Genomic DNA, 24,313 nt, shown 5'->3' with positions numbered 1-24,313 from the left:
GAATATATGCAATATGCATTTCACATTTTATTTTACGCGACTGGCCGAAACTGAAAAGGCCGCTTTTCCGGATCTCGACACCACTCCGGCAGCATGCCGAGCAGTCCATTTTCCCGCGCATAGACCTCCATCACGCCCTTTTGCGCATGGTGATGCCGGCACAGCGCCATGAGATTCGACCAGGTATGTTTGAGATCCGGCCGATCAACGACCGGGATGATATGGTCGACGAGATCTGTCAGCGTATCCCGATCGATCTGCTCACACCAAAGGCAGCATGGATGGCGCTTGCGGAACGCGATCGAGAGCCGATCCCACTTGGCGTCATATCCTCGATCTCGAGGCGAGCCGCGGTAATTCCCGGTCTTGTTCATCTTCTGGATGGCGATCGCCGCCGGCGCCTGGAAGAGCTTGAACCGCGGTGGCCGGCTGTTTTTATTCACAGTCAAAAATCCCTCTACGCCTTGGCAGATATGGGCCTCAGCGCCCCCGGCCGCCAAGAATTTTGTTCGCTCGGGCAAAAATTCTTTCGGTGGAGTCTCGCGAATTTGGCTGCCAGCTCGGTCCGCCCTCCGCGCGCGCGAGGGTTTAAGCGGACCCCCCTACCCCTCGAGACGCCGGCGGCCGGCCAGGTCGAGGCTCAAGCGCCGACGGCGCGGCGACAAGCACGGCCAAGCCGAGCGCGACGACGGCGCGCCATGCGGTGCGGTGCGCGGTGCAACGATTGATCGAGGAGGAGGAGCGAAAAGCGTTAGGCGCGACGACGGCGCCGAGCTTGTGCGCTGGACGTGCTACCTGGCGCACTGTGCCGCCGGCCTAGCCGAGCAAGGCAAGCGGTGCGGCATAGGGAATAGATATGCGATATGCATTTATTCTATTGACAATGGGCGCGCGCATAGGCAAGGTGACGCTTAGTCGATTGTGACTGACATTGGAGCTTGAAACGAAATGAACGCTCATACCTACCCTGCCCTAACCGCAACGTATGCGCATGATTTGGTTGTGACCCATGTTAATGGCCGCACCGCAACGCTTCGGCGCGCGGGTTATGTAGCGCCCGTCGTCCTGCTTCGGAATATCATTGCCAAGCGTGCCGACATTCGCCGCATTGAAATCTATGCGGTGCGCACCAATGGCACGCGCAACCATGTTGGCACGTTGCACGGCAAGCGCGCGCCGCTCTTCAACGTTTCCATGCGCAAGGTCGGCGGCCTGACGTTCATCCGGCTAGGTCGGCTTTGCGTTTCGTTCTGTCTGACTCGCAAGCCGGTTTGAGGAGCAAGCGCCATGAAATACGCTCTAGTCGTCTATCTCATGATGCACGGGCAGTCTCATTCCTTTGTCGTCGACAAGGGATTGACTGCAGACGATTGCGTCGCGGCCATTGCCGCCGATCTGCCGTCTGACATTCCTAACGACCTTGCCGCCGCGCTTGCCAAAGCGCCGCGCGTTTGTGAATTGGAGTCGAGCAAATGAGAACGCTCCTCAACTGGAAAAACGAAACCGTTTCGCCTTCGGCATTTGCAGTCATCGCATGGGGCGGCAAGCCGGCAGTGTATGCTTTCGCCAGCGCCGAAGCTATGCGCCGTTCCATTGGCGCGGCCAAGCTCTGCCATGTCGAGGCGCGCGAAGTGTCGGCGCATTGCGCCGAAACCCTCCTCATGGGCGGATTTGACGGCCGCTTGCACGAAGTCTCTTGCAATGGCGTTGCCGCCTTCGGCAATCTGAAGCTTGCCGCCTAAGCGGCCGATCTGAAGGGAATAGGACCATGACGACGTTTGAGCAATTCCAAGCTTCGCGGCGCGAGGTTGACGACGTGGAAGCCGCTACCAATGGCGATTATCCGACCGACGGCAAACGGGCCGGTTTCGTCTATCTGGATGGATTCGTGATAGAACGCACCGCAACGGGCTTCTATCTCGTCATCGAAAATCAGCAATTCGAGAATGCCGAGCTTGCGCCGCTCGAGCGTGAAATGTTCGATTTCTATAGAGCAGTCAACGCTGCAGCGCCGTTGCCAATATCGGTCGCGACAATCGGCGACAAAATCAAGCTTGCGCGCGCCTTCGGCGAATTGGTGCAAGCCGAGCTTCGGCCGTTCCAATTCCGCGAAATGTGCGATGCAAACAAGGCCGAACCGGAAAACTCCGGAGTGTGCCACTCCCACGACTATTTCGACGCGAACATGATCATGCTTGAAGCCTTCAAAGCCACATTCGGCCGCGAACCGGCTTTCATGGAAAATCCGGATCATGCCGCCGATCTAGAGCTTTGGAATGATGCATGGGCGATTGCCAAAGCGGCCGATTTCTTCGCCTAACCCGAACCCGAGCGCGATTGTGCGCGACAATAGGAGATTGAACCATGTTTGAGATTGCGTCCAGATTCCCGCGCCTCATGGCAGCATTGCGGCTTGCGGGCTTTTCCGTCGGCGAAGCGGTATCGGCAATCAATGCCCGAATGATCGGCGACGATTTCGCGGCAGCTGAAGCGATTTGCTATGTCGGCGGCGCCTCGAAGGCAATCCGTCATGCGCGCCATTGCCATCGCCTTGCGCGCCGCTATCGGCTGATTTGAGGAGCGGCTACCATGGCACAATATCAAGTCCAATCGACTTTCGCGCCGAGCGCTACCGTTCAAGCCGCAACGCATGGCGCGGCGCTGGATCGCTATCTAGTCGAGCATGAAAACCGAACCGGCTGGAGTTATCCGGAAGAGTCGGCGATTTCGGTTCGGCGCGGTGCGGCCGCATGGCGCAATTACGTTTGCGTTGATGGATTCTTTGAGCGTGACTAATCGCTTTCATATCGGCGCGCCGTTGCGCCGATAGGATGGCGACTAGCCTAAGCCAATGGTGGCGAAGAAAAGGAAACGAACCATGATAATCTTTTACGGCAAAACCGAAAAAGCCATGCCGCATTTTCAATCGGACTCAATCCCAAGCGATAGCGCTTATGCGGTTTGGAATTCAAGCGACGATTGCTACGTCCAGTTCTTTCGCACATTTGACGGCGCCAAAACAGAGGCAAGCAGACTTGCCCGCAAATGCGCCGCGACTTCGATTTTCGTCGGCTAGCAAATCGGCAGAAACAAAAAGGAAAACGACCATGCCAAACCAGGATTCCGCCGCGCGCGTCAAGCGGCTGCAGAAAGCAATCAAGGCCGAAACAGATTCGGCGCGCAAGCGCGCGCTTCAGTCTCGATTGCGTGACCTATGCGCCGACCTGGCGCGCCGCGACTATCGCGCCAAACTGGCCAATCTCGGAAACATGGCGGCATATTGAAAGCCGCGCAAAACTGGAGTTTTCGGAGGATGGATTTTCGTCAAGGAAGGCGAAACGGCCGTTCTATGGTTCGACGCTGAATTCTACACGCCAAGCTCTATCTTTCGCCATGCCGCCACAAGCGGCAATGGCTGGCTACTCTAAATCCGGAAACTGCAAACCGCCAATTGTGGCAATCATGGGAGTCTGAAAATGAATAAGCCGCTTGACGCCGCCGCGCGCGCCGATCTGGAAACGATCACTGCCGCCGATCTGGACGCATTTTTCGCGCAACATGAGGCGCGCAAGGTTCGGCACGGCAAGCCATTCGCAAAGCGCCAGGACGGCCGCGACCGGCGCGCCGAGCGCAAGGCGAAAGAGGCGCGCCGTTATGATTGGTTCAACACATGAGCGCGGCCGCATTCGATACACTGGCAAGGCAATGCGCGCTTGCCGAGCGCCGGTTGAAAGCATGGGACGCAAAGCTAGACAATCCGCGTTTCTTCCGTCCCGTCATCAAATGCGAATGGGACCGGGCTTTTGACACGCGCGAAGCGCTCAAGACGAAACTCTGCCGAATGGATCGCGACCGCTTCGCCGCAATCTATCCCAATGAACCAAACGACCGCTAAAGGAAAACAGAACATGAGCAAGATTGACGTTTCCTATTCCTATTGGGGACACAAACGCGCTTGGCGAGTTCGCGCCTGGCAGGCGCCGCCGGCCGGCCGGGACTTCGGCCGCATCTTGTCCGAAGAATTCAAGCGAACGGAAGCGGCCGCCAAAAAGGCCGCCGAGCGCTTGGCCGCTCAATATGGCGTTACCGCAAACCGCATTTGAAGGAATCGCGACGATGATTTTCGAACATGACACAAAGGACCATGGCGGATCGGCAATGGAACGGCCGCCGACGGCCGGACAATTGGCCTATGAGGAGGATTGCCGGCGTTGCCCGCGCTATGCCGATCAAAGCCCGCGCAAGGATTGGCGCGAATTGCCCGACTATGCGCGCGCCTCATGGGAGAAAGAGCCGACGCCGCGCGAATATGGGAGGAGCGGACTCTAATGCAGATTGGCAACCGAAAAGAGCTCGACGCCGCGCGCGAAGCAATGCGCGACGCATTCGACGCCGTTTGGCTATCTTCCGCCACCATTGGGCCGAAGGAAGCCCGCGCCATTCGCTGCGCTATCGCGTTAGATCGGCCGCGCGTCTTTCACCTGGCGCCCAATTGGCGAATCTTCCCAGGCGGCCGATTTGTCGGCGGCATGGATTGTGGCGTTATCCGCGCCTAGCGCGACCGCTGGCGCGGTCTCATGGCCGCGCCGGCTTCCCTATCCGCTTTGAAAACCCGCGCGCCTTGTGCGGTCTTTCATGGCCGATAGTGGCCTATCTGAAAGGGAACCGGAATGAAGATTGACGGGATATCGCCGAACAATCGAGCGCGTGCCTTGCTCTATTATTTCGGCTTGGAAGGAATGCACCTTGACGGCAAGGCCGTTGCCGAGCTGGCGCGCCTCACTAGCTGCAGCGCCGCCGACCTGCTACACGCAACCGAATTGCCGCATAGCGGCTTGACTTGTGACCATGCTGGCGGCTTCAGCGCCGTGCGCACATGCGACATGGAATGGCGCCGCGACACCCTGGCGCCGCGCTACTCGGCAAATCTGGAATACTGGCAAGGCGTCATCGCCGGATTTTGGGCAACCGGCGCGCTCAACTGATCTTGCTTTTTTGCCCGAACTGTGAAATACAACTGAACCGCCGATTGTGGCGCAACTGGAGTTTGAACAATGGCCGAATTCTCGCTTGAAATCAAAATGGATAATGCCGCCTTTGCCGACGATCCAGGCGGCGAAGTCGCGCGCATTCTTCGCGATATCGCGGACAAGGTGACGCGCGGTGACGGCTTCACCATCGGCGAAGCAACTGGAACGCCGATTCGCGACGTGAACGGCAATCGCGTTGGAACTTGGTTCGCCGATCTGGAAGATTTGGAGTCGGGCCAATGAGCGGCAAGGCCAAAAGAACGAATATCGTCGCCAGCGTCCACCGCTTCCGGGATTTCATCGCGCTTTGTGTCGGCGACGGCCCGACGGTCTATCTAAGCCCGAAAGCTGCAAGCCAAATTGCCCGCGCGCTCAACAAATGCGCGCGTTCGGTCAAGACTGAAAAATTCACAGATTCACATTTCGGCTCCGTCTATATCGAAGACGGCGACGAATGGCGCACAAGCGCCCGGCGCGACTAAAGACCGCAAAACGTTCAAACCCTTGCCAATCGTGGCAACAACTGGAGATCGAAAGACAATGAACATTGAAACCGCTATCCGCCCGGATTCCGTCGCCATTGGCGCGCCGGCCTATCATCCCGCCTATTCAAGTTCCGGCCATGTCGTCCAGGTCGAGGCCTGCAACGGCTTTACCATTGGTGCCAGCGGCATGGTGCGCGACCGGTCGCAGCTAACCATCGTTTGGGGCGAAAGCCTTCAGATAACGGAGGTTCCCGAATCCGCCGCGCGGTCATGGCTGGACCTTGCGGCGCGCTACCGTATCGAGCCGATTTCAGCCGAACAGGCGGCGGCATTGCTGGCGGCGGCGAAGGCGAAGAAAGCCGACGCCGCACGCCAGATGAACGAAGCCTATGAGCAAGGCCGGATTGCGCGCGCTGCCTTTGAAGCCGACGCGGCCAGCAAGATTCCGGCATGGGCGAAAGCTGTCATCGTCGCCGAGTTGATCGAGGATCAATCGGACTCGATGACTGACTATTACGGCGGCAAGACGGTTAGAACCGTCATTCTCGGCTTTTCCAAGCATACCCGCGATCTGTTCCCCGAGCTTCGGCAGGCGGCGCGCAACTTCGCCGAGACTGCCGCATTGGCCGACGCGCCGGAAACTGCCGAGAATCGGCAGAAATGGAGCATGGGCGGCGGCTACTTCCTGAAGGTCGGCGGCCGCTACTCGAACGGCTGGAAAGTCTCGAAACAATCGTTCTATGGCAACCGTGAGCCGGTCAAGAGCCTGCCTTTCCCTGCCGATTGGCACTTGGCCGCACCGAAGGCGGAAACCGCGCCAGCGGCCGCGCCTGGCGTTGTGACGCCGGCCGGGATTCGGATCGAGGAACACACCCACACGAAAAAGGGCTTTCAGATGTTCATCTGCATCATGCCCGAGCGCGTCGAGCGCGACGAATTCAACCGGCTTCGCGAACTGGCCGAGACTCTCGGCGGCTGGTACTCCAAGCCATGGGGAAAGACGCCGGGCGGCTTCGCCTTCAAGAAACGCGATGCCGCCGAGACGTTCGCCAATCCGGAGCCGTCGCCGAACGATGACGGGCCGAAGGATGGACGCGCGCCGGAAGCCGCACCGCGCGCCGAGGCGCCGGCGCGTGCCAGTGTCGCAACCGGCGACAAGCTGCGCGCCATGGCCGACGCTATGCAAGGCGAGATCGACCATAAATTCCGCGACCGGCTGACAAACACGCCTAAGCGCCAGCGTGAAGCCGATAGCGCGCGCCTTGACGGCTATTGGCTACAGCGCACGCAACAGGCGCTGCGCGCCCTGGCGGCGCACCATAACGCCGGCACCGTGCCGCCCGAGCTGCGCGGCGTCACATCGAAGAAAGCCGCGCACGATCTGGCGCGGTCCGAAATCGTGCGCAACGGCGGCTATTATGACGCCGGTTACGACACCGGCAAGCCGGCGACCGACACGCCGGCAACGCGCGCGCTTTGGGCGATGATCGCCGGCCAGAGCGAGGCAGACAAGCAAGCCGAGGCTTTGCGCCGCAAGGTCCAGGCGCTGCAATTCGCCAATATCCCCGGCTACTTCCCGACGCCGCGCGCCGTGATCGATCAAATGATTGATCTTGCCGATCTGCCAGCCGGTGAATTCGACATGCTGGAGCCGGAAGGCGGCAGCGGCGCAATCCTCGATGTGGTGAAGGATACGGCACCCGGCGCAAAGCTCACCACCTATGAGCGGCATTTCAGCTTGCGCGAGATCTTGACAGCCAAGGGTTATGCGCTCGCCGGATCCGATTTCATGGAAGCCGAAACCGCGCCGCGCTTCGACCGCGTGCTGATGAACCCGCCCTTTGAGAACGGGCAGGATATCGACCATGTGCGCCACGCCTTCAAGATGCTTCGCGATGGCGGCCGGCTGGTCGCTGTCATGTCGCCCGGTCCATTCTTCAGGCAGGATCGAAAGGCGACGGAGTTCCGCACCTGGTTCGATGACTGCGGCGGCGAAAAGTACGATCTGCCGCCCGGATCGTTCAAGCAAAGCGGCACCGGAACCGCAACTGTCCTGGTCGTGCTTGTCGGCGATGAACTGGCAAAGGAAGCCACACCGGTATCGACTGCGCCCGCCGGCGGCTACCGCATCGGCACAAGCCATTTCGAAAGCCTCGAGGCTGCTGGACGCTACTATGGCGACCCGCGCGGCTCGACGGCGGCCGACAAGGTAGCCGAGGGCGAAATTCACATCGGCCCGCCGTCAACATGCGAGCCGGACGAAACCGTGACGCTGAATCGCGAAGAAGGCCGCTATTTCATCGAGCGCAAGTCATGAGCGCCCCCTCTACCGACGAGGTATTGAAGCGGCTCGAAATCCTCCACAAAAAACTGGAGGACGAGGGCATGTATGTGCGCGCAAATACGGCTTTGTTGGCCATCAAGGAAATAAAACTGTTGTTGGCTCTGGCCGAGAGGCAACACGATCTGGCAGAAGAACGACAGCGCGAGGTTGTCAGCCTGATGCGGCAGGTTGAGGCGGAACGTGAACGCAGCGCGCGTTGGATGCCCACCCCTATCGAGAGACAGCCAGTTGAGGTCAAGGGCGAGCCATACCAGCCGACTGGAGATAGCGGTGGACTTCGGCCACCTCATCACATGAGCCGCGCACGGGAATTCCTTGGCTTCCTCGCGCTCGTCGCTCTTATGGCTGGCGTCCTGGCGCTGGTCGTCATCTTCGACTTGCCGCTTCCGCATTAACCCCGCTCGATTGTGAGCGAACAAAATAGGAGATTGAGACCATGCCCAAGATGATTTTTCACATGGGTGTTACCCTTCGCTGTTACGGCAACGTTGAGATCGAGGCCGAAAGCGTCGAGGCGGCCTTTCCGCTTCTGACTGCCGACTACATCGGCGACAATATCAGCATCCATGAAACGACAACCGATAGCGGGCAGGATTTGGCCATCATCGACGTTACCAACGCCGAGACCGGGGAACTACTGGCGGACTATGGCGGGCATTCTCTGCCGAGTCCGTATGATCCCAAGCCGTCGCCGCTCGAACTGGCGGCGCCTGACATGCTCGCCGCCTTGAAGGCGATCAAGCGAGCTCGCGGCAATTGTGGCGCCTCGCCATTCGAACAGGAAGCTTGCGACATGATGGACAAGGCTATCGCCAAAGCGGAAAGCGGCGGCATCGAACAAACGCCGGCCCTGCCCGATCATGCTGCGGCCCGACATGCTGTCGGCGCTTCGCCGAGTCGAGTCCCGCATAAAAGGCGAATGGTTTGATCCGACGGGCGACTTGGAAAGCGACATCGCCGGGATTGTCCGCGTCGCAATTGCCGAGGCTGAATCGCCAGTGCCGGAACGTGTCGTCATCGTGATCGAGGGCGGCATGGTCCAAAGCGTGAGCGGCACCGGCTCAATGATCGGCCGCACCGTCCACATCATCGACTATGACACCGACGGCGCCGACGAAAGCGAACTGTCGGAAGTCATCCAGACCGACGGCGAAACAGCCGAGGCCATCGTGCGAACCGAGATCATCGATGAACTGACTGTCACACTGCCGGAAGACTGATCTTGCTTTCGGCATAGATTTATGCCATGAACTGAATTGCCGATTGTGGCGAACAAAGGAGACAGAACAGCATGAACGCTCATACCAATTTTGCGAATTCCAGTGTTTCGGCGATTGCGCTTGGCGCGGTCGTGTCCTTCAGCGACTATGCGGCCGCCAAGGCGCTCAATGTCGAGCCATCGCATGAGCCGGAAGTGATCGCCGCCAATGAGGCCGCCAGCGGCCGCGATGAACTGGTCAAGGCCGAACCGGAAGCGCCAGTCGGGCCAGCAACCGCACTCGCCGACCGAGCTGCGCTCACCCGCGCGCTCGAAATCGTCGCCAACGTGATCGAAAAGCGGAACTCGATTCCGATCCTGTCCAATGTCTGCCTGGTGGGCGACGGCAGCAACCTGACTGTCACCGGCACCGATCTGGATATCGAAATCGCGGTCAAGATTCCAGCCGCCGCCGATGCGCACTTTGCCGTCACGCTGCCGGCGCATACGATGAAAGACCTGGTGAAGAAGGCGACGGCTTCCGAATTCGTCGGCTTCACCGCTGCGCACGGCGACAGCAACGCGGTCACGGTCGATTTCGAAAAGGTCAACTATCGACTTCAGGATTTGCCGGTCGCTGACTATCCGAACCTGTCGGGCGGCAACCCGTCGCATTCCTTCACGGTCCCCGGCGCCGATCTGGTCGAATCCTTCGGCGGCGTGGCCATGGCCATTTCGACGGAGGAAACCCGCTACTATCTCAACGGCGTCTATCTGCACCATGTCGAGCCGCGCGCCATCGACGCCTATCATGGCGATCACGGCGCATTGCGCATGGTCGCGACCGATGGGCATAGGCTCTGCCGGCAGGATTTGGCGGCAACGGAGGGCATGGCAGGGATGCCCGGCGTCATCATACCCCGGAAGACTGTCGCGCTCCTGCAGAAGCTGCTCAAGGGCAAGGCGTGCCCGGCAAGCGTTCGCATCGAACTGTCCGACAAGATGCTTCGCCTCATGTTCGATGATGTCACCGTCACGACGAAGCTGGTGGACGGCACATTCCCCGACTATCAGCGCGTCATCCCGACACAGAACGACAAGCCGGCATCCTTCAAGTCCGCCGACCTGGCGGAAGCCGTGCGCGCCGTCGAACTCATTTCCAGCGACAGGGGCCGCGCGGTCAAATGCACCTTCGATAGGGGCAATTGCCGCCTCGCTGTCAACAATCCGGATCAAGGCTCAGCGAATGCCGATGTCGCAACCGACTATGCCGGCGACATGATCGAGATCGGATTCAACGCGAAGTACATACAGGATTTCATCGCCACGGCCGGCGGCGAGGACATCACGCTCACCATGGCCGATGCCGGCTCGCCGACGGTCATCACCACCCCGGACCGCAAGGGCTGGCTTGGCGTTCTCATGCCGATGCGCGTCTGACATTGCACTAGCAATGCAAGAACATCGCGGGCGGCGAAACCGCCACCCGCTTTCCTCCTCGGGCACTCGCCCTAACCGAAAAGGAACTTCGGAATGAAGCGGCAAAGCTGGAAAGACCAATTGGCAGTCGGTCGCGCGTTCGAGCTGAAGGCTCGCCACGGCGGCCAATGATCCGATCTGCGTCATGATCGTTCGCGATCCGCACCAGCCATCTTACGGCTACCCGATTGCGGTGCAGATTGACGAGCGCGGCATGCGGTCCGATGGCCACTGGAACCACCGTCGCTTCTGGGCCGGCAGCTTGAGGCTTCAGGATTTCACTTCCGCAAAGATTGCCCGTCGCCGCTTTGATCTTGAGCGCTTCGATGCGCGCGATATCGAGCTCATCAACTACGGCATCGGCTTGAAATTCACCGGGGAATTCACCGGCAACAGTTATTCCCGGCGGAACATTCCAAATATCTCCGGCTTTGGTGACATCGTTTGGACGATCTTTTGGACCCCGGTTGAGAGCTGGGATTTTCACGTCTCCAACCCCGAACACGACGCGCTGAAAGACGCATTGCGCGGCGCCTGGCATTTCACTTCATACGGAAACGGATCGATCAATCGCCGCCCGGTCGCATGGGCGACAACGAAGACAAACCACGCCGAGCTTCGCAGGATCGAGGCTATCTTGCGGCGGCATCACCCGAACGTCCAGCGCTCGGAATTCGCGTTCCGATCTGTCGCCAACGAAAAGGGAACTTTCATGCTCCCCGTCGGTCATCTCGGCCCTTGCCTCTGGTCGGTATCGTCCGCCTTTCACGCTGTCGATGGGACTAGAAGCTTTTCGATCTCATCTTCCTGAAAATCAACCGGGCTCTTGCCCTAACCGACAAGGATTTCGCTTATGAAGCTGCCCAATTTTGTTGTCGTCGCCGATGGCGGCATGACGCGCCCGCGCCTCGACATCATGCTCGATCATGATGACGGCATGTCCGCCATAAAGGAAGCTGGCACCATAGGCACCGCCCTGGTGGACGCCGGCTATACGAATTTCACCGTCTTTCGAGTTGACGAAACCGATGTGGAAATCGTGCGGTTTCGCGTCTCGAAGGGCGAGCCGGTCATCCACGAATAGGAGAGATTTGCCGTGAAGATCCATTTGAAGTTCAAAGGGCCGAAAGAGTTTTATGGCGTGATCGGCTATCTGGACCTGACAGCATCCATCCATCGCGCATGGGGGAAAGACACGAGACGCATGGCGAGTTGGCGACACATCACCATCGGCTTGCGGTCACCGCTCCTACGCCAGCCTGGCAGGCTCTACAAGGACGGCCGCGCCCGTTGGGGATGGTGGCCGCTCCGGTTCGGTTATGGTGCCGGCAACGTCTACCTCGGGCTGATCTACATCATCACCACGTTCGGCAAGAGTTCCGGGCAGATGGAGTACAAACGCTTTGGTCCGCTTGAGTGGGCCTATTGGGCGCCATATCGGGCCTACCGCCGCGACGCCTGAAACACAGAAACGCCAACCGTGGCAAAACACAGGAGATAGAACATGCCCACCATCGAAGAGATCGCCGACAAACACGGAGGTTTGCCGATTGAGCCGGCCAAGCCGCTGAAGACCTTTTCCCTTCTTTTCGCCTGGTCCGACAATGACAAGGAGCAAGGCGAGTACGGAACGGTCGTGCGGGCCGAGAGCTATGACGACGCGGAAGCCAAAGGTCGCGCCGACATGCGCGAAAACCATATCTCCAACCATTGCGATGCCGATGCCGACGAAGATGAAATCGCTGAATCATGCGCCGAGTATGAGCACACCGATCTTTACGGCAACATCGTTTTCGGCGGCCGCCTGATCGAGGCTCATGTCGGCGCCATCTGGAAGGCGGCGGAACTGGAAACAGCGTTGCGCGACATCATCACGTCCAGCGACGCCAATGACAGCGGGAGCCTCATGAACGCCATCGAAGCTGGTCGCGCCATCATCGCCGAGATCGACGCCATCGCCTAATCCAACCCGCCCGCCGCGCGCGCCAGCAAGAGGAGATCGACACATGCCGAAATTCACCATCGAAAGCACGTTCATGCAGTCATTGCGGGGTGTTACCTCCTGCCGCTGTGGCGGGTTGGCACCGGCTTGTTCTTGGCGCTTGTTGCTGTAGCAATCATCCGCAGCCTATGCGCCACATCGTAATCGACAATATCGGCGCAATGCTGTTCGGCGCCGCTTTCTAAAACCAACTGCCAACTGTGGCAAAGAAAGGAGACCGGCATGAAAACGCTTCGCACCATATTCGCGGCCGTGCGCCGCATCATCTTCGCCGATCCGGTCAAGGATTATTTGGCCGAATGGGCAAACGAGATCGAGCAGGAGACGGCGGCCCGCAAAAGGCGCAACACCGATGCTTGAATATGGACCCATCGTCATCCTGATCCTGGTCGTCGCCGGCGTGGCCGTCGGCCTGCTTCCCGAAGCGCATGACGCGCCGATGCGCCGGTTCCGGAATCATTGCCGCGCCGAGGGTATGTCATTCGCCGAGACCGAAGCGGCGATCGCCACCCGAATGGCATTCGTGCGTCTGCGACGGCTGGCATCGGATCAATGCGTGTCCCAAGCTGGACGGATCGGACGCGACGAGATCAACGAGATCGCCAGCCGCATGGCGCTCGGCTTGGCCGCAGCCCATGGCCATGAGGCGGCGAAGAAATTCATTGCCTGGATCGACGACTGTCCGGACGAGGAGATCCTCTACGACGACGCCAGGGCGGCGCGCCACCGCCATGCTGTCACGGAGCTTCGCCAGCGCGGCCTTTATCCTCCGAAGGAACCGAAGTTCCACGACGATCACAAGCACGCATTCCGGATCATGAAGCATTAGGCGCGCTTTGCCGCCAGATTTGGCCGCCAGCGCACGCGAAGGCCTTCGGACGCAGCAAACTACCGGCCAAGCAAAACGCGCGCTGGCGGGCTTGCCCCGTCCCCGCTCATCAATCGTGACAAAAAAGGAGTTTTGACCTATGGATTTGATCGTTGCCGATTCGAAAGCCGATCGTGGCGCATACGGAGATGGAATGGCGAACAAGAGCAATCCGATCTACAGGGCGTGGGCCGAGCCCAACAACCGCGGCGCGGGCTATGTTGCCGTGTGGATTGCGCCAGGCCTTGTTGCCGACATCGTTCGCCCCGATGGCAAGACGCCGGCCGTCTATAGCACCGAGTTCGAGGCCGAGCTCGCCGGCTGGAGGCGCATGGCCGAGGTGCTGAACGGTCCGAGGATCAGGGCCAATAAGCAGCAGGGCAAGCCGGAGCGCTATGTGCGCCTGTCGGGCCCGGAACTGGCCGAGCAACTGCGCGCCGCCGGCATCACGCCGTCCTTCCTCGCCTATCTCTACGCCACCAGTCAGCATCGCGTGCTGACTTGGATCGACGGCGCCGAGGATGTGCCGCATCCGATCCGCGTCCTGCTTGCCTTGTTCCGGGCGGACGCTACCAACATCGATATAGCCGAGAACGTGACGGACAAAGTCACATCCGAGCGCAAGCCGCGCCGGCTGGAGACCGGCTAGGCGCTGCCAATGCACGGTCCAATGGTGTCGTGCTTGTCGATGTAATCGTCGATGAGATCGCTAAGATCTTCGACCGTGCTGATCGCACCATTGAGCGTGAAGACGACGCCGGCAAACGGGTTACCCTTCTCATCCTTCAAGACAATGTGAACGTTGCCGTCATCGTCAATGCTGGCCTCGACTGCGGCGGCGTGCGGGACATCAAGGGCCTTTACCACCTTCAGCCTCCCGCGCCGCCAGGACATCAAGGGCCGTCCCGATGATGCTTTGCGGTCGCCCGCCTTCGATGCTGGTGCGCGCGACTGAGCTGCGCAACTCCTCGATGGTAGCGCCGCACTGCAGGGCGATCGAGATTAGCACGGCGGCATCATGGCAGATCAGGCCGATGGCTGAATCGGCCTTCTGCGCATAGATGAACATTTCGCCGATCCGGCCATCCGCATAGAAGCCGATTGTCGATGTGAACGGAGACTTGTTGCCGTTGGCTTCGATATGGTGGAATTCCAGAACCTCCGAGGCCCTGCGGCCAGGTAGACGTTCACACATCAGGCTTGCCTCAATATCTGTTCCGCCGCATTGGAGACGCGCCGCGCCTCGTCCCTCTCCATGCCTTTCACAATCGGCAACTCGCGTCCCCACCTCGAGGCGAATGCGGTACGACCCATCAATTCCTCGAACACAGCGACGACGTCGAGCGCCTGCCGGATTGCCTCATAGACCAGACTGCGCGCCTGCGTGCTGGGAATGCTTTCCCAGACGCACTCGTCCCGGTCGACGACCGCCTCAAGCAGCGCAAAATCGCGGTCGGTCATCATCTGCCGGATGGCGCCGATGGCATGGATCGCCTGAAGTCGGTAGGCTGAAATGGCGAGGCGGCTGTTCGAACCCCGACCGACGCGGTCGAAGTCGATGCTACTCATGCCGCCGATGCGGCAGCCATCCATGTAGCCGCGCAGTATCCTTCCAGCTTCCTTGCGGCGTTCCTTGCTTGAGATCCCACTGATCTTCGGTGCATCGACGCGCTTCTCGGCGGGATCGGCCAATGTCCCGATGTCATGCAGATATTCGAGCGCCGAGCCCTTCAGGCCGCGATTCTCGGCACCCCCCATTTCACGGGCTGCCTGCTCCTCGGCGGCAAGCTTTTCCTCGCGCCTGGCTTGCTGCTTCCGGCGTTGGATTTCCTTGCGCCCTTCTCTGGTTCGCGAATCCGGAACCGGAAGAGGTGCTGGTGCCTGCGGCTTAGGCTTCATGTACCAGGACAGCGGACCAAGGACGGATGGCTCGGATTTGGCCGGAGCTGCCTGCGCCGGCGCCAATTCGGCGGCGATGAAATACTTGTCCGGAAGTCTCCCCTCGTCGACGCGGTGCCTCTTCATCTCGTCCAGCTTTTCTTGCCTGTCTGCGATCGACATCTGCTCGCGCGGCGTCGGGAAAGCGCGGTGGACGATTCCACGAATGCTGCCGGTCGACCTCTGGCTCAACATGGCGATCGCCTTGATCGACCTACCGCTTAGCCACAAGACCGAGATCGTGAAGGTTACGATACCCAGTTCCTTCTTCTTTTGCTGCTTGGCCTGCTTTTCCGGCTTCATGTCAACGCTCCACTTCCCGGAGTTGCCCGCGGCGACCGTCGAACTCGAATTCGGCCGTCTCGCCGTCTTCACCGCGCCGCCTCTTGAGGCATCGCACCTCGATCCTGTTCTTCCAGCGCTGCATCTGTTCGGCCCACTCCCTGCCCTCCTTGCTGTCCATCTCCTGCGGCCGTTGACCCTTCAGCCACCGATCTCGCCTGAACAGTGAGACGCACCAATCCGCGTCTTGTTCAATACTGCCGCCGCCATCGAGGTCCGTCAGATTCGGGAATGGATCATCTCGTCTCTGCGATGATCTGGTCACCTGCGAAAGCACGATAAAAGCGATACCGAGATCCTTTGCCAGCGCCTTGAACTCGCCTGTCACATGCTCGATCCGGTCAAACTTGTTCGTCGACTTGTTGAATGTCCTGACCAGGCGAACATGGTCGACAACCGCAAAGCCGAGACCGTGCCGGCGCTTCATGGCCACACATCTATCCCGCATTTGTTCGACCGCAAGCTTTGGTCGATCATCGATGACGATTCTGGCACCCTTCAGCTTGTCTCTGGCAGATTTCAGATCCTCCAGCGCGAAAGCGTCATAGGAGCCTGCCTCGATCTCGGCGACCGACACATTGGTCTCGCCTGCCATGGCGCGAGCCGTAAGATCCTCGTCCTTCATCTCGAGCTCGAAGAAGATGCCGGGCATGTAGAGTTGCGCGCGCAAGGCCAATTGGAAGGAAAGCAGCGTCTTGGCGTCCCCCGCGCGCGCTCCGATGAACCCCAGATCGCCGGCATGGATTCGGCCGATCAGTTGATCGAGCGTCGGCAGGCCTGTGTCGAAGCCCGGGATAATGCCGGTGTCCTTCGTCTTCGCAGATCGGGTCAGCACCTTACCGGCAATGTCGCCGATCCACTTCAGCGGTTCAGCCTGGCTATTGACGTTGATGTCCTTGATCTTCACTTCCATGTCGGAAAGCAGGTCGGCTGGCATGACGTTCGGCTTCTTCGCCTCCTTCAGCCCATGCTCGAGCGTCTCGATCAGCTTGCGGTGGCGCCAGAGATCGACAATCTGTTCCACTTCGTCCAACGCCGATTCATTGTTCTCGGCGTCGCGCAGCAGTGCGGTGAGGAGTGACACGGTGGATTTTCCGTCGTCATCGTATTCAGGCCCGAGCCGGCTTTCGATGATGGCGATCGACATCCGCTTGCCTTCGGTCAGGATGTCGCGGATTGCCTGGTAGATGCGCTGATGGATCTCGCGCGAGAAGTGGAAGGCATGCAGGGCGTCGGCAACTGCCCAAAAGGATGCCTCGGACTGAAGAACCTTGCCGAGCACCATGCGCTCGGCAGCGAGGTTTTCAAGATGCTGTGTTTGCTGCTTCGCCATTCCCGCCTTCCTTCACCATGCGTTTTTCGAATTTCTGCCGCGAGTTCCAGAGATCGAGCGCATCGCCATCACGGCAGACGTCATGGATCGGGCATTTGATCCCGACGGATTTCATGCGCTTCTGCAGTTCCTCGGCCGCATGCTGACCGGGCGGCGGCAACACGCGCCCCTGCGGCCCCATGACGGCCTTGTCGCCGTCCTTCCATATCCCGAGCCGCTCCACGAAAGTCGGCGGCTCGAAATTCTTCATGCCGCTGGTCGACATAAACGACCAAACAGGCCTTCGGTGGCCATCCAGAAACCAGGCACCGAGCGCCGTCTCGGCGCCTTCGGCCCCGTCGATCTCGGCCGCGTCACCGCCGATCCGGATGGCGCCGCCGGTGGCCGGACCGCGGCCGATCTTCGGGCTCGGCGACAGATCGGCCTTGGCCGGCTTGTCGCGCTGCAGGTAGATTTGCCACACCGCTATAAGATCACCGAAGGCGTCGACGACCTTGCAGACAACGGCCGGAAAGCGGCCAGCGTCGCGGTCGGGTTCGAAATCCAGCGCCGGATGAAAGCGCAGCGTGTCATCCGGCTTCCATGGCCACTGTGCGATTGGAGGGATGCCGCGGGCGATCAGATATTGCTCGCCGAGAGTGCCCTCGAGCGGCTTGCTTTCGTCCCAAACTTCCTTGGCGCTGAGCGTGCGCTCCTGATTCTTCTTCGCCGTCCGTTCGGCATCAGCCTTGGCTTTGGCTTCACGTTGCTGGCGCTCCTTCGCTTGGCGCGCTTCACGTTCAGCCTTCTCTTGCGGAGATTCTTCGTGCTGCTGGATGCCAAGAAAATCTCGAGCCCACTTGAACGCCTCGCGGTAATCATCCTTGCGGCCGGTCTTCCAATAGGAGATGAGTTCGATGCTGCCGCCACCAATCGACTGGCTGAAGCGATACCAAGATCCCCGCGGCATCTTGTTGCTGTCATCGAGCGAGACCGTGAATGACCCGAGTTCCTTGTTGTTCTTCGGCGTCAGATAGGCAATTTTCCCGCGCTGCATCCAGCCTGGATAGGTCGCGTCGAGCACGCCCTCGATGTCATCCTCGAGTCGCCGGCGGATTTCCTGTGCGTCGTCCTGCCGGCTCATTTGCGCTTCAACTTCAGTTCGCCGATGGCGCGCATCACTTCCGAGCGCGTCAGGCTTGTTGCCTCGGCGATCTCGGTCGTCGAAGCGCCACGCTCATACAATTTGGTGATCGTCGCCTTGCGTGGAACGGGCTGCACTTCGGCCGCCGGTTCGGCGAGTGTCGCCTCATCTCCGGATTCGAGGAAATCGCGCGCACGGCTGACACGGCTTTTAACCGTCCCTTCGGCAATGCCGAAGCGCACGGCTATCTCATGATACTCATGACCAAGTGTGGCGAGTTCGACCACCTTGCGCATGTCCGAGTTCATCATCCGCATGCGCCGGCGTATGACTTTCAGGTCAACGGCGGAACTTTGCCCCTCGCCGATCGGAACCGCTTTCGCGAAAGCATCGTCGACGTCCTCAACCTCGCGCCCGCGCTTGCGGCATGTCGAAATCCAATCATTGCGCATGATCGTGAACAGCCATGCATGGAGGTTTGTCCCTGATTGGAACTGCTCGAACTTCTCAAGCGCACGCAGCATCGTCGATTGCACGAGATCCAGGGCCCGATCACGATCGCCGGCGAGGCTGACAGCAAATGCCATCAGCTTGGGGCCACTCTTGATCAGATCGTCATCGAATGCCTTCGGGCGGACCATGGTCAGGCACCGATCTCCGCGTCGAGGTAATCGAAGAGTCGGAGCGCCAACGCCGAGTGGTGCCGCATATGCTTCTGCCGCGCTTCAACATCAGCATCGTTCAACTCATTGCGTAGATCGAACCTCGACATCGCCTTTATTAGGCGGCCTTCCGGCACCATCCACGAGCGCTCGGCGTCGAGGACGTGGCAAATGGCCTTGATTGCCGGTGACTTCACCAGACCCGTCCCTCGGCCCCCGTGGACGGTTATGCAGCGCAGCGCCAAAGCCAGGTGATCGGCACCGTAACTCTTCAGGCATTCCTTCAACGTGCCGACGGCGATCGTCTGGCCAGGCTTCATGAGATTTGATGGCACCGGATTGCGGCAGATCGTGACGCCGCCGGCGAGGCAGACATCGCGCAGACGAACCGCCGCATCGTCGCCGGCCGCGACATCGGCCGCGAAGATCGCAAGGGGGTGGATGGCAGTCACGGATCCGTTGATCGCGGCGAAAGCCTTCGCCTGCTTTCCGGGGTCAGCTGCGATGACGACGCACGGCACCTTTATGACGCCGCGGATGTCGGCTGCGATGGTGCGATGCTGCCCGTCGACAATGGCGTAAAAGCCATCTCCCAAAGACGCGACGACGACGACCCCGAACAACGACCAGTCGAAGTACCTGGCGATCCGGCCAATGTTCCGCGCGCCATTGCGCAGCACTTCCCGCTGATAGGTCTCGTCGATACGGAGATTCGCGATCGGCAGCCACATCAACTGGGGCGTAGTGCCGAGTTTTTCGGAAACGATCTCACCGACGAATGACGCAAACGGTCTTGAATCAACGAGCCGCATGCGGCGCCTCCTTTTCCTTCCTTGGCCTGCCAACAGGCCTGCCGGTCGACGGCCGCTGCAATCTCTTCTCAAGGCTGTAGTTCGATATCGGCGGATCGCCGGTCTCATGGGAATGGCGCGCCAGCGAATAGAGGACCGTCGTCCAGTTCTTGTCGAACCATTTGGCGATCTGCGGCGATGACAGCGTCGGCTTCTTCACCTTGATCTGATACATGGCTTCCCGACGTGCGCGGCAGGTCTTGTCGTCCCTGAAGTCCATGACGATGACATTGGCGGCGACGCCGTGCTTCGAGGCGACCTCGTTGATGATCTCCCGGGCCCACAGCGGCACATGACGCACCGCCAGCATGTCTTGCTTGGGGATCCTTTTCATGCGGATCTCTTTTCCAAGAACTGCTGCGCCAGAAGCTTGATGCGCGACTCGTCCGTATAGACCTTCGGCAGCGCCATCCCGGGATCGTTGATGCCGCGGGCCTGATCCTTCTTTATGGCGTTGACGGCCATGATGGTCGGATCGGATCCGAAGTTCACATAGGGGAATATCGCAGTGACCTCGTCTTTGGTCTGCCCAGGTCGATCAACGCGACCGAGCAGCTGCTCGACCACTTGGGGCGACCAGTCGAATTCGCCGACGACAACAGTGCTGCAGACGCGCTGAAGGCCATCCAGACCAGCGCCAGACCGGAGCGAGATGATGAGCGGGTTAGCCTCTCGATTGATGAAGGCCTTCTTCGCTCGATCCTTCTGCTGCGGCGATTCGGTTCCTGTGTAGAGGATTGGCTTGAAGTCGGCGAGTTCCTCCAGCCAGATCTTGTAGACTTCGCGGTGCCAGCCACCGAGGATGATCTGTTCGCCACCTTCCTCGATGAGCATCCGCACATAGGTCGCCACACTCTTGGCCTTGGCCAGCCCGGTTTGCAGGCGGGCGAAGGCATCGAGCTCGCGCGCGGCCTGGCCTGCCTCGTGGAACTTTCCGCCGATCACCTTCATCGCCAGCGAGCGCGCCAGTTTCTCGGCGTCGGCCGCAACGTCCTCGTCGAAATCGACCTCGATCGGAATGCGGTTGATCGGCCTACCCTGTCTGATGCGGCGCAGGAACACCTTCGCCTCACGCAGGTAGGTTCCAAGTGCATCAGGATCGGTGACCAACCATTTGCCGTTCTTGCTGTGGCACCATTCGCGGACGAACTCCCACCAATCGCCGAGCACGTCGGGGTCGATGAACTGCATGATGTTCCAGATTTCCGAGCCGTAGTTGAACACCGGGGTCGCTGAGAGCCCGAGCCTCAACTCGGCATTGTCGGCAAACACTTTCGCCGCGGCGCCCTTGCGCGTCCCCTCTCCCGGCCTGCCTTCCATTTCGAAGCCGGCACGCAGGTCTTGGATCTCGTCGAACACGACAGCCTTGAACATGCCAGTCGCGGCGAGATCGGCCCAGCCGTGGATGTTGGTGTAGCGGAAGATGTAGAGATTGGCCGGGGGCAGCCGATAGGGCTCGGTGCCCTTGATGACATGCGCGGTCATGTAGGTGAACGGCTTGATGAACTCGTCGACCCACTGTTGTGGCAGATGGGCCTGCACTACGATCGCCGCTGGCAGGTATTGCGAGCCGGCGAGTGCCGCCATGGCCACGATGGTCTTGCCGAACCCAACGTCATCGCCGAGCAAGAGGCGCCGAGTCAGATGCAGGAGTTCGACTGCCTGTTGCTGCATCTCGTAAGGAGCATAGCCAGGCCGGAAACCATGCCTGACTTGTTGGGACTTCCATTCCGGCGACAGAATGGCTTCGACATTCGCACGGTCTTGATCGAATTTGGCGCGCCGGCCCTCGAGCAGATCTCTGTCCGTATCCGACATCGCCAGCGGATAGCGCTTCATGAACCACGACAGGTCGGCCGACATTTCATCGGTGGCCGGAAGATCGAACACTTTCGTCTGTGTCTTTGGGATGCGCCTGAAGATGTCCTTCATGCGGATGGCGACATGCGGCGGGATATCGCTGAGCACCCAGCGATTCCCTTGCAGCGCCAGTTTGCCGTAGATTGGAGTCATGCGACACCCGCAAACAACGGGCCAGCATCGTTCTCAATCCGGCCGCGCGCGATCATCACGTAGTCCGGATCGAGTTCAATGCCGATAAAGTTTCTATTGGTCCGGCGGCATGCGACCCCGGTCGTTCCGGATCCCATAGAGAAATCCAGTATCGTGTCACCCTCTCGGCTATAGGTCTTGATCAGGCATTCGAAAAGGTCGACCGGCTTCTGGGTTGGATGCACCTTCTCAGGATCATCGTTGTTGATGATTGGGAACTGTTGGACTGACCGCGGATAGCGCTCTGTCGATCCACCATACTCGGTCGGCTTCTGCGCTCCGTAGTTCGACGTGTTGGTCCGCCGGACGGCGAAGTTCCCCGGCGTGTGGCCGTCGGTCATCTGCGGAAAGTACGGCGGGGTCTCCTTGGAAAAGACAAGCACGAGCTCATGCGCCCTCATCGGCGCTTTTTTCGCATTCAGGTGACCGGTCGCCTTGTTCTTCTCCCAAACCCATTCATGGCGGAAATGCTTGACCTGACTCATCACCAGCGCCGACGAAAATGGCTGCATGGCCGTGAAAACGACAGCGCCGCGGCAGAGCCGCCAGATCTCCTTCCACATCGGCTCGAAAGGGATGATCACATCCCAAGAGTTCTGCGTGGAATTGTAAGGCGGGTCGACCGCGATCATATCGATCGAGCGATCTGGCAATGTCGCCATGATCTCGACTGCCTCCCCGCAATGAAGTGTGAAGTTAGGAGATGTAGTCATAGATGCTGGCCTTGATGCGGTCCCATTCTTTTTGGGTCATCGCGTTTTTGCAACGGTTCTCAAACCATGTGAGTATTTGAAGGTTTGCGACCGAATTTATCTCTCCTCCCCTGCTGATAGGCACAATGTGATCGGCTGATGGGCGTAGGTAGCGATCGCTTTTACCGGCGTCGCACCATCTCTCGTAGACGCGATTGAACTGCTCGTCGTCGTAGAATTTAGAGATGAACTCCATATAAAATTGCACGGTTATGTTCGGGAATTCCCGAGTTCTAGACACACATCGATTCAGCGATTTCAACTTCTCTATGTCCTGGAATTGGTTCAGCCATTTCCAGTCGATATCTACCCGCAGATGCGCCGCCATGTTTTTGATGACAGTCTGTCTTGGCATCTTGAGCCCGGTAGACCAGCATTTTCGGCCCTTCGTCCGCTTGGAGATTTTTCTACGGTGCTCAATCGTAAATGGCGGCAACTTCCCTGGGACAATTGTGACCCCCGCTTTGATCAATATTCTCTTCACCAAGTGATTGCTCACACCGGACAGACGCGCCACCTCGCGAATGGTCGTGATCCCCGGGATGTAGTTGCAAAGCACACGCTCGTCGCGTGTCGCGACTCGAATCTCGAACAAGTCAAGCTGGGTAGCGTAGAACTGTAAAGAGTGAATTGTCATGCCGCCACCAGCCCACGCCGACGCTTCACCGCAAGAACAGCCCTGAGATCCTCGAGCGCCTTCACCTCGATCTGCCTGATGCGCTCCCGGCTGACTCCGTACTCTTCGCCGAGCGCTTCGAGCGTCACGGGATCGTCGCTCATGACGCGGCGCCGGATGATGTCCTGCGAACGCGGGGACAATTTCGCCAGCGCGAGATCCATGATTTCCTTTGCCCTCTCCCCGTCGATCGTGCGCTCCGCCATCTGCTCCGGGTTCGGATCATCGCCCTCCAGTATGTCGACCCATGTCTGATTGCCGTCTTCCCCGACCGGCATGTCCAAGGACGCGTGGCGGGTACGATCGCCCCTGTAGAATCTCCGCTTGGCATCGTGCCCCTTGGGGCCTCTCACGATGCAGTAGTTGTTGAGGATGAAGGTCTGCATGTGGGAGATCACCCACCACCTGGCAAAGGTCGAGAAGCGGTTGCCCATGTCGGGGTCGAACCGATCAAGAGCGCACTTCAACCCCATCGCCCCTTCCTGAACCAAGTCGTCATGCTCGAGATCGAACTTGGCGAATTTCTTGGCCATGCCATGCACCAAGGGCAGATGCGAGGCGATGATCTTCTTCATGGCCTTCACATCCTTGTGGTCGCGCCAGCTGACCGCCAGCGCGTACTCCTGCTCCTTGGTAAGGAGTTCACTCAAAGCCACGCCTTCGCAAGATTGTGGAAATAGACCGGCTTGCCGTTGATCTCCGGCGGGAAGCCCATGGCGACGTTGCTGATCAGGATCAGTTCCCTCACCTTGGCGTGCTGCGCGTAACGCTCCACCTGGTGGAAGATTGCCCTCTTGCTGCCCTTGATCTTCACCTCGATCGCCACATCGCCGATCATGAAGTCAGGCCGGTCTTCCGGGCTGAGTTGGACTTCCCGCTCATAGTTCACGCCGGCGGCATTGAATTCCTCGGCGATCGCCAGTTGCAGTTTCACTTCGGTCGAGAGTGGCAAGCGCAGTCTTGACAGAAAGCCCATGATTTCCTGCGCCGTCGCTGGCGGCTTTGCCTTCATAATCGTTAGTTCAGACCGCTCACGGTGCCATTTCGAGCCGTCCTGCAAATCCTCAACGATCCATGCCGGTATGCTGCCAGGATGAACGGAGAGGATGACGCCGCTAAACGCCGGCTTGTCGCCGACGGCGACCGATTTGACAAATTTGCCGATCATGCCGTCGGGC

At 59.6% G+C, this 24,313-nt stretch carries 41 protein-coding genes; 27 read left to right on the top strand and 14 right to left on the bottom strand.

The window, feature by feature from the left end:
- Positions 1–32 precede the first annotated feature (32 nt).
- On the bottom strand, positions 33–500 hold the full coding sequence (locus EJ071_RS19625; protein ID WP_126099342.1) for an HNH endonuclease signature motif containing protein: 468 nt from the start codon (positions 498–500) through the stop codon (positions 33–35).
- A gap of 448 nt (positions 501–948) precedes the next feature.
- Here EJ071_RS19625 and EJ071_RS19620 point away from each other — a divergent pair, with 448 nt between their 5' ends.
- The 27 genes from EJ071_RS19620 (at position 949) to EJ071_RS19505 (ending at position 14,055) form a co-directional block, all read left to right on the top strand.
- The gene (locus EJ071_RS19620) at positions 949–1,275 is read left to right on the top strand and encodes a hypothetical protein (protein WP_126099341.1); all 327 of its coding nucleotides are present in this window, start codon (positions 949–951) and stop codon (positions 1,273–1,275) included.
- 12 nt (positions 1,276–1,287) lie between these two features.
- Complete coding sequence (locus tag EJ071_RS19615) at positions 1,288–1,476, top strand: hypothetical protein (protein WP_126099340.1); 189 nt, start codon at positions 1,288–1,290, stop codon at positions 1,474–1,476.
- Positions 1,473–1,742 carry a hypothetical protein gene (locus EJ071_RS19610; protein ID WP_126099339.1) on the top strand — a complete coding sequence of 90 codons (270 nt, stop codon included), beginning with the start codon at positions 1,473–1,475 and terminating at the stop codon, positions 1,740–1,742. Before EJ071_RS19615 ends, EJ071_RS19610 begins: the two co-directional genes overlap by 4 nt.
- 26 nt (positions 1,743–1,768) lie before the next feature.
- Entirely contained in the window at positions 1,769–2,320 is a 552-nt protein-coding gene (locus tag EJ071_RS19605; RefSeq protein ID WP_126099338.1) for a hypothetical protein, read from the top strand.
- Positions 2,321–2,364: 44 nt separating this feature from the next.
- The gene (locus EJ071_RS19600) at positions 2,365–2,577 is read left to right on the top strand and encodes a hypothetical protein (protein WP_126099337.1); all 213 of its coding nucleotides are present in this window, start codon (positions 2,365–2,367) and stop codon (positions 2,575–2,577) included.
- A 12-nt stretch (positions 2,578–2,589) separates the two neighbouring features.
- Positions 2,590–2,796: a hypothetical protein gene (locus tag EJ071_RS19595; RefSeq protein WP_126099336.1), complete on the top strand. Its 207-nt coding sequence runs from the start codon at positions 2,590–2,592 to the stop codon at positions 2,794–2,796.
- An 82-nt stretch (positions 2,797–2,878) separates the two neighbouring features.
- Positions 2,879–3,076: a hypothetical protein gene (locus tag EJ071_RS38600; RefSeq protein ID WP_126099335.1), complete on the top strand. Its 198-nt coding sequence runs from the start codon at positions 2,879–2,881 to the stop codon at positions 3,074–3,076.
- Positions 3,077–3,107: 31 nt separating this feature from the next.
- On the top strand, positions 3,108–3,284 hold the full coding sequence (locus EJ071_RS38595) for a hypothetical protein (RefSeq protein ID WP_189521120.1): 177 nt from the start codon (positions 3,108–3,110) through the stop codon (positions 3,282–3,284).
- Between the two features lie 192 nt (positions 3,285–3,476).
- Positions 3,477–3,674 carry a hypothetical protein gene (locus tag EJ071_RS19585; RefSeq protein WP_126099334.1) on the top strand — a complete coding sequence of 66 codons (198 nt, stop codon included), beginning with the start codon at positions 3,477–3,479 and terminating at the stop codon, positions 3,672–3,674.
- Positions 3,675–3,875: 201 nt separating this feature from the next.
- Positions 3,876–4,103 carry a hypothetical protein gene (locus tag EJ071_RS19580; protein ID WP_126099333.1) on the top strand — a complete coding sequence of 76 codons (228 nt, stop codon included), beginning with the start codon at positions 3,876–3,878 and terminating at the stop codon, positions 4,101–4,103.
- A gap of 13 nt (positions 4,104–4,116) precedes the next feature.
- The gene (locus EJ071_RS19575) at positions 4,117–4,329 is read left to right on the top strand and encodes a hypothetical protein (RefSeq protein ID WP_126099332.1); all 213 of its coding nucleotides are present in this window, start codon (positions 4,117–4,119) and stop codon (positions 4,327–4,329) included.
- Positions 4,329–4,556, top strand: a complete 228-nt coding sequence (locus EJ071_RS38590; RefSeq protein WP_189521118.1) for a hypothetical protein — start codon at positions 4,329–4,331, stop codon at positions 4,554–4,556. Before EJ071_RS19575 ends, EJ071_RS38590 begins: the two co-directional genes overlap by 1 nt.
- A gap of 114 nt (positions 4,557–4,670) precedes the next feature.
- Entirely contained in the window at positions 4,671–4,985 is a 315-nt protein-coding gene (locus EJ071_RS19570) for a hypothetical protein (protein WP_126099331.1), read from the top strand.
- Positions 4,986–5,054: 69 nt separating this feature from the next.
- Positions 5,055–5,273, top strand: a complete 219-nt coding sequence (locus EJ071_RS19565; RefSeq protein ID WP_126099330.1) for a hypothetical protein — start codon at positions 5,055–5,057, stop codon at positions 5,271–5,273.
- Positions 5,270–5,512 carry a hypothetical protein gene (locus tag EJ071_RS19560; protein WP_126099329.1) on the top strand — a complete coding sequence of 81 codons (243 nt, stop codon included), beginning with the start codon at positions 5,270–5,272 and terminating at the stop codon, positions 5,510–5,512. The genes EJ071_RS19565 and EJ071_RS19560 overlap by 4 nt, the downstream gene beginning before the upstream one ends.
- A 58-nt stretch (positions 5,513–5,570) precedes the next feature.
- On the top strand, positions 5,571–7,832 hold the full coding sequence (locus EJ071_RS19555) for a hypothetical protein (RefSeq protein WP_126099328.1): 2,262 nt from the start codon (positions 5,571–5,573) through the stop codon (positions 7,830–7,832).
- Positions 7,829–8,254: a hypothetical protein gene (locus EJ071_RS19550; RefSeq protein WP_126099327.1), complete on the top strand. Its 426-nt coding sequence runs from the start codon at positions 7,829–7,831 to the stop codon at positions 8,252–8,254. Before EJ071_RS19555 ends, EJ071_RS19550 begins: the two co-directional genes overlap by 4 nt.
- A 41-nt stretch (positions 8,255–8,295) precedes the next feature.
- Entirely contained in the window at positions 8,296–8,787 is a 492-nt protein-coding gene (locus tag EJ071_RS19545; RefSeq protein WP_126099326.1) for a hypothetical protein, read from the top strand.
- Entirely contained in the window at positions 8,735–9,079 is a 345-nt protein-coding gene (locus EJ071_RS19540) for a hypothetical protein (protein ID WP_126099325.1), read from the top strand. Before EJ071_RS19545 ends, EJ071_RS19540 begins: the two co-directional genes overlap by 53 nt.
- Positions 9,080–9,150: 71 nt before the next feature.
- Entirely contained in the window at positions 9,151–10,497 is a 1,347-nt protein-coding gene (dnaN, locus tag EJ071_RS19535; RefSeq protein ID WP_126099324.1) for a DNA polymerase III subunit beta, read from the top strand.
- A gap of 184 nt (positions 10,498–10,681) precedes the next feature.
- Entirely contained in the window at positions 10,682–11,347 is a 666-nt protein-coding gene (locus tag EJ071_RS19530; protein ID WP_126099323.1) for a hypothetical protein, read from the top strand.
- A 42-nt stretch (positions 11,348–11,389) separates the two neighbouring features.
- The gene (locus tag EJ071_RS19525; protein ID WP_126099322.1) at positions 11,390–11,620 is read left to right on the top strand and encodes a hypothetical protein; all 231 of its coding nucleotides are present in this window, start codon (positions 11,390–11,392) and stop codon (positions 11,618–11,620) included.
- A 12-nt stretch (positions 11,621–11,632) separates the two neighbouring features.
- Positions 11,633–11,998, top strand: a complete 366-nt coding sequence (locus EJ071_RS19520) for a hypothetical protein (RefSeq protein ID WP_126099321.1) — start codon at positions 11,633–11,635, stop codon at positions 11,996–11,998.
- Between the two features lie 42 nt (positions 11,999–12,040).
- Positions 12,041–12,499, top strand: coding sequence for a hypothetical protein (locus EJ071_RS19515; protein ID WP_126099320.1), 459 nt, complete (start codon positions 12,041–12,043; stop codon positions 12,497–12,499).
- Positions 12,500–12,760: 261 nt separating this feature from the next.
- A complete protein-coding gene (locus EJ071_RS38585; protein ID WP_189521116.1) occupies positions 12,761–12,898 on the top strand; it encodes a hypothetical protein in 138 nt (45 codons plus the stop codon).
- Positions 12,891–13,367, top strand: a complete 477-nt coding sequence (locus EJ071_RS19510) for a hypothetical protein (RefSeq protein WP_126099319.1) — start codon at positions 12,891–12,893, stop codon at positions 13,365–13,367. Before EJ071_RS38585 ends, EJ071_RS19510 begins: the two co-directional genes overlap by 8 nt.
- Before the next feature lie 193 nt (positions 13,368–13,560).
- Positions 13,561–14,055, top strand: coding sequence for a hypothetical protein (locus tag EJ071_RS19505; RefSeq protein ID WP_126099318.1), 495 nt, complete (start codon positions 13,561–13,563; stop codon positions 14,053–14,055).
- Here EJ071_RS19505 and EJ071_RS19500 read toward each other — a convergent pair.
- From EJ071_RS19500 to EJ071_RS19440, 13 genes are all read right to left on the bottom strand, one after another.
- Positions 14,052–14,273: a hypothetical protein gene (locus EJ071_RS19500; RefSeq protein WP_126099317.1), complete on the bottom strand. Its 222-nt coding sequence runs from the start codon at positions 14,271–14,273 to the stop codon at positions 14,052–14,054. The two genes, EJ071_RS19505 and EJ071_RS19500, sit on opposite strands and share 4 nt — an antisense overlap.
- Positions 14,257–14,475: a hypothetical protein gene (locus EJ071_RS19495; protein WP_126099316.1), complete on the bottom strand. Its 219-nt coding sequence runs from the start codon at positions 14,473–14,475 to the stop codon at positions 14,257–14,259. The genes EJ071_RS19500 and EJ071_RS19495 overlap by 17 nt, the downstream gene beginning before the upstream one ends.
- Before the next feature lie 125 nt (positions 14,476–14,600).
- Positions 14,601–15,647, bottom strand: a complete 1,047-nt coding sequence (locus tag EJ071_RS19490; protein ID WP_126099315.1) for a hypothetical protein — start codon at positions 15,645–15,647, stop codon at positions 14,601–14,603.
- 1 nt (position 15,648) lies between these two features.
- Positions 15,649–17,019, bottom strand: a complete 1,371-nt coding sequence (locus EJ071_RS19485; protein WP_126099314.1) for a DnaB-like helicase C-terminal domain-containing protein — start codon at positions 17,017–17,019, stop codon at positions 15,649–15,651.
- The gene (locus EJ071_RS19480; protein ID WP_126099313.1) at positions 16,991–18,142 is read right to left on the bottom strand and encodes a toprim domain-containing protein; all 1,152 of its coding nucleotides are present in this window, start codon (positions 18,140–18,142) and stop codon (positions 16,991–16,993) included. The genes EJ071_RS19485 and EJ071_RS19480 overlap by 29 nt, the downstream gene beginning before the upstream one ends.
- Positions 18,139–18,783 carry a sigma-70 family RNA polymerase sigma factor gene (locus EJ071_RS19475; RefSeq protein ID WP_126099312.1) on the bottom strand — a complete coding sequence of 215 codons (645 nt, stop codon included), beginning with the start codon at positions 18,781–18,783 and terminating at the stop codon, positions 18,139–18,141. The genes EJ071_RS19480 and EJ071_RS19475 overlap by 4 nt, the downstream gene beginning before the upstream one ends.
- A 2-nt stretch (positions 18,784–18,785) precedes the next feature.
- Positions 18,786–19,616 carry a ParB N-terminal domain-containing protein gene (locus tag EJ071_RS19470; protein ID WP_189521114.1) on the bottom strand — a complete coding sequence of 277 codons (831 nt, stop codon included), beginning with the start codon at positions 19,614–19,616 and terminating at the stop codon, positions 18,786–18,788.
- Positions 19,603–19,989 (bottom strand): helix-turn-helix domain-containing protein, encoded by a 387-nt coding sequence (locus EJ071_RS19465; protein WP_126099310.1) that lies wholly within the window; start codon positions 19,987–19,989, stop codon positions 19,603–19,605. The genes EJ071_RS19470 and EJ071_RS19465 overlap by 14 nt, the downstream gene beginning before the upstream one ends.
- Complete coding sequence (locus EJ071_RS19460; RefSeq protein WP_126099309.1) at positions 19,986–21,668, bottom strand: DEAD/DEAH box helicase; 1,683 nt, start codon at positions 21,666–21,668, stop codon at positions 19,986–19,988. Before EJ071_RS19460 ends, EJ071_RS19465 begins: the two co-directional genes overlap by 4 nt.
- Entirely contained in the window at positions 21,665–22,369 is a 705-nt protein-coding gene (locus EJ071_RS19455) for a site-specific DNA-methyltransferase (protein WP_126099308.1), read from the bottom strand. The genes EJ071_RS19460 and EJ071_RS19455 overlap by 4 nt, the downstream gene beginning before the upstream one ends.
- Positions 22,370–22,403: 34 nt before the next feature.
- The gene (locus tag EJ071_RS19450) at positions 22,404–23,096 is read right to left on the bottom strand and encodes an HNH endonuclease signature motif containing protein (protein WP_126099307.1); all 693 of its coding nucleotides are present in this window, start codon (positions 23,094–23,096) and stop codon (positions 22,404–22,406) included.
- Positions 23,093–23,785 carry a sigma-70 family RNA polymerase sigma factor gene (locus tag EJ071_RS19445; RefSeq protein ID WP_126099306.1) on the bottom strand — a complete coding sequence of 231 codons (693 nt, stop codon included), beginning with the start codon at positions 23,783–23,785 and terminating at the stop codon, positions 23,093–23,095. The genes EJ071_RS19450 and EJ071_RS19445 overlap by 4 nt, the downstream gene beginning before the upstream one ends.
- On the bottom strand, positions 23,782–24,303 hold the full coding sequence (locus tag EJ071_RS19440) for a hypothetical protein (protein WP_126099305.1): 522 nt from the start codon (positions 24,301–24,303) through the stop codon (positions 23,782–23,784). The genes EJ071_RS19445 and EJ071_RS19440 overlap by 4 nt, the downstream gene beginning before the upstream one ends.
- Between the last annotated feature and the right edge of the window lie 10 nt (positions 24,304–24,313).

The sequence above is a fragment of the Mesorhizobium sp. M1B.F.Ca.ET.045.04.1.1 genome (assembly GCF_003952465.1).
GTDB classification, from domain to species: domain Bacteria; phylum Pseudomonadota; class Alphaproteobacteria; order Rhizobiales; family Rhizobiaceae; genus Mesorhizobium; species Mesorhizobium shonense.
This window is presented reverse-complemented; position numbering and strand designations above follow the sequence as displayed.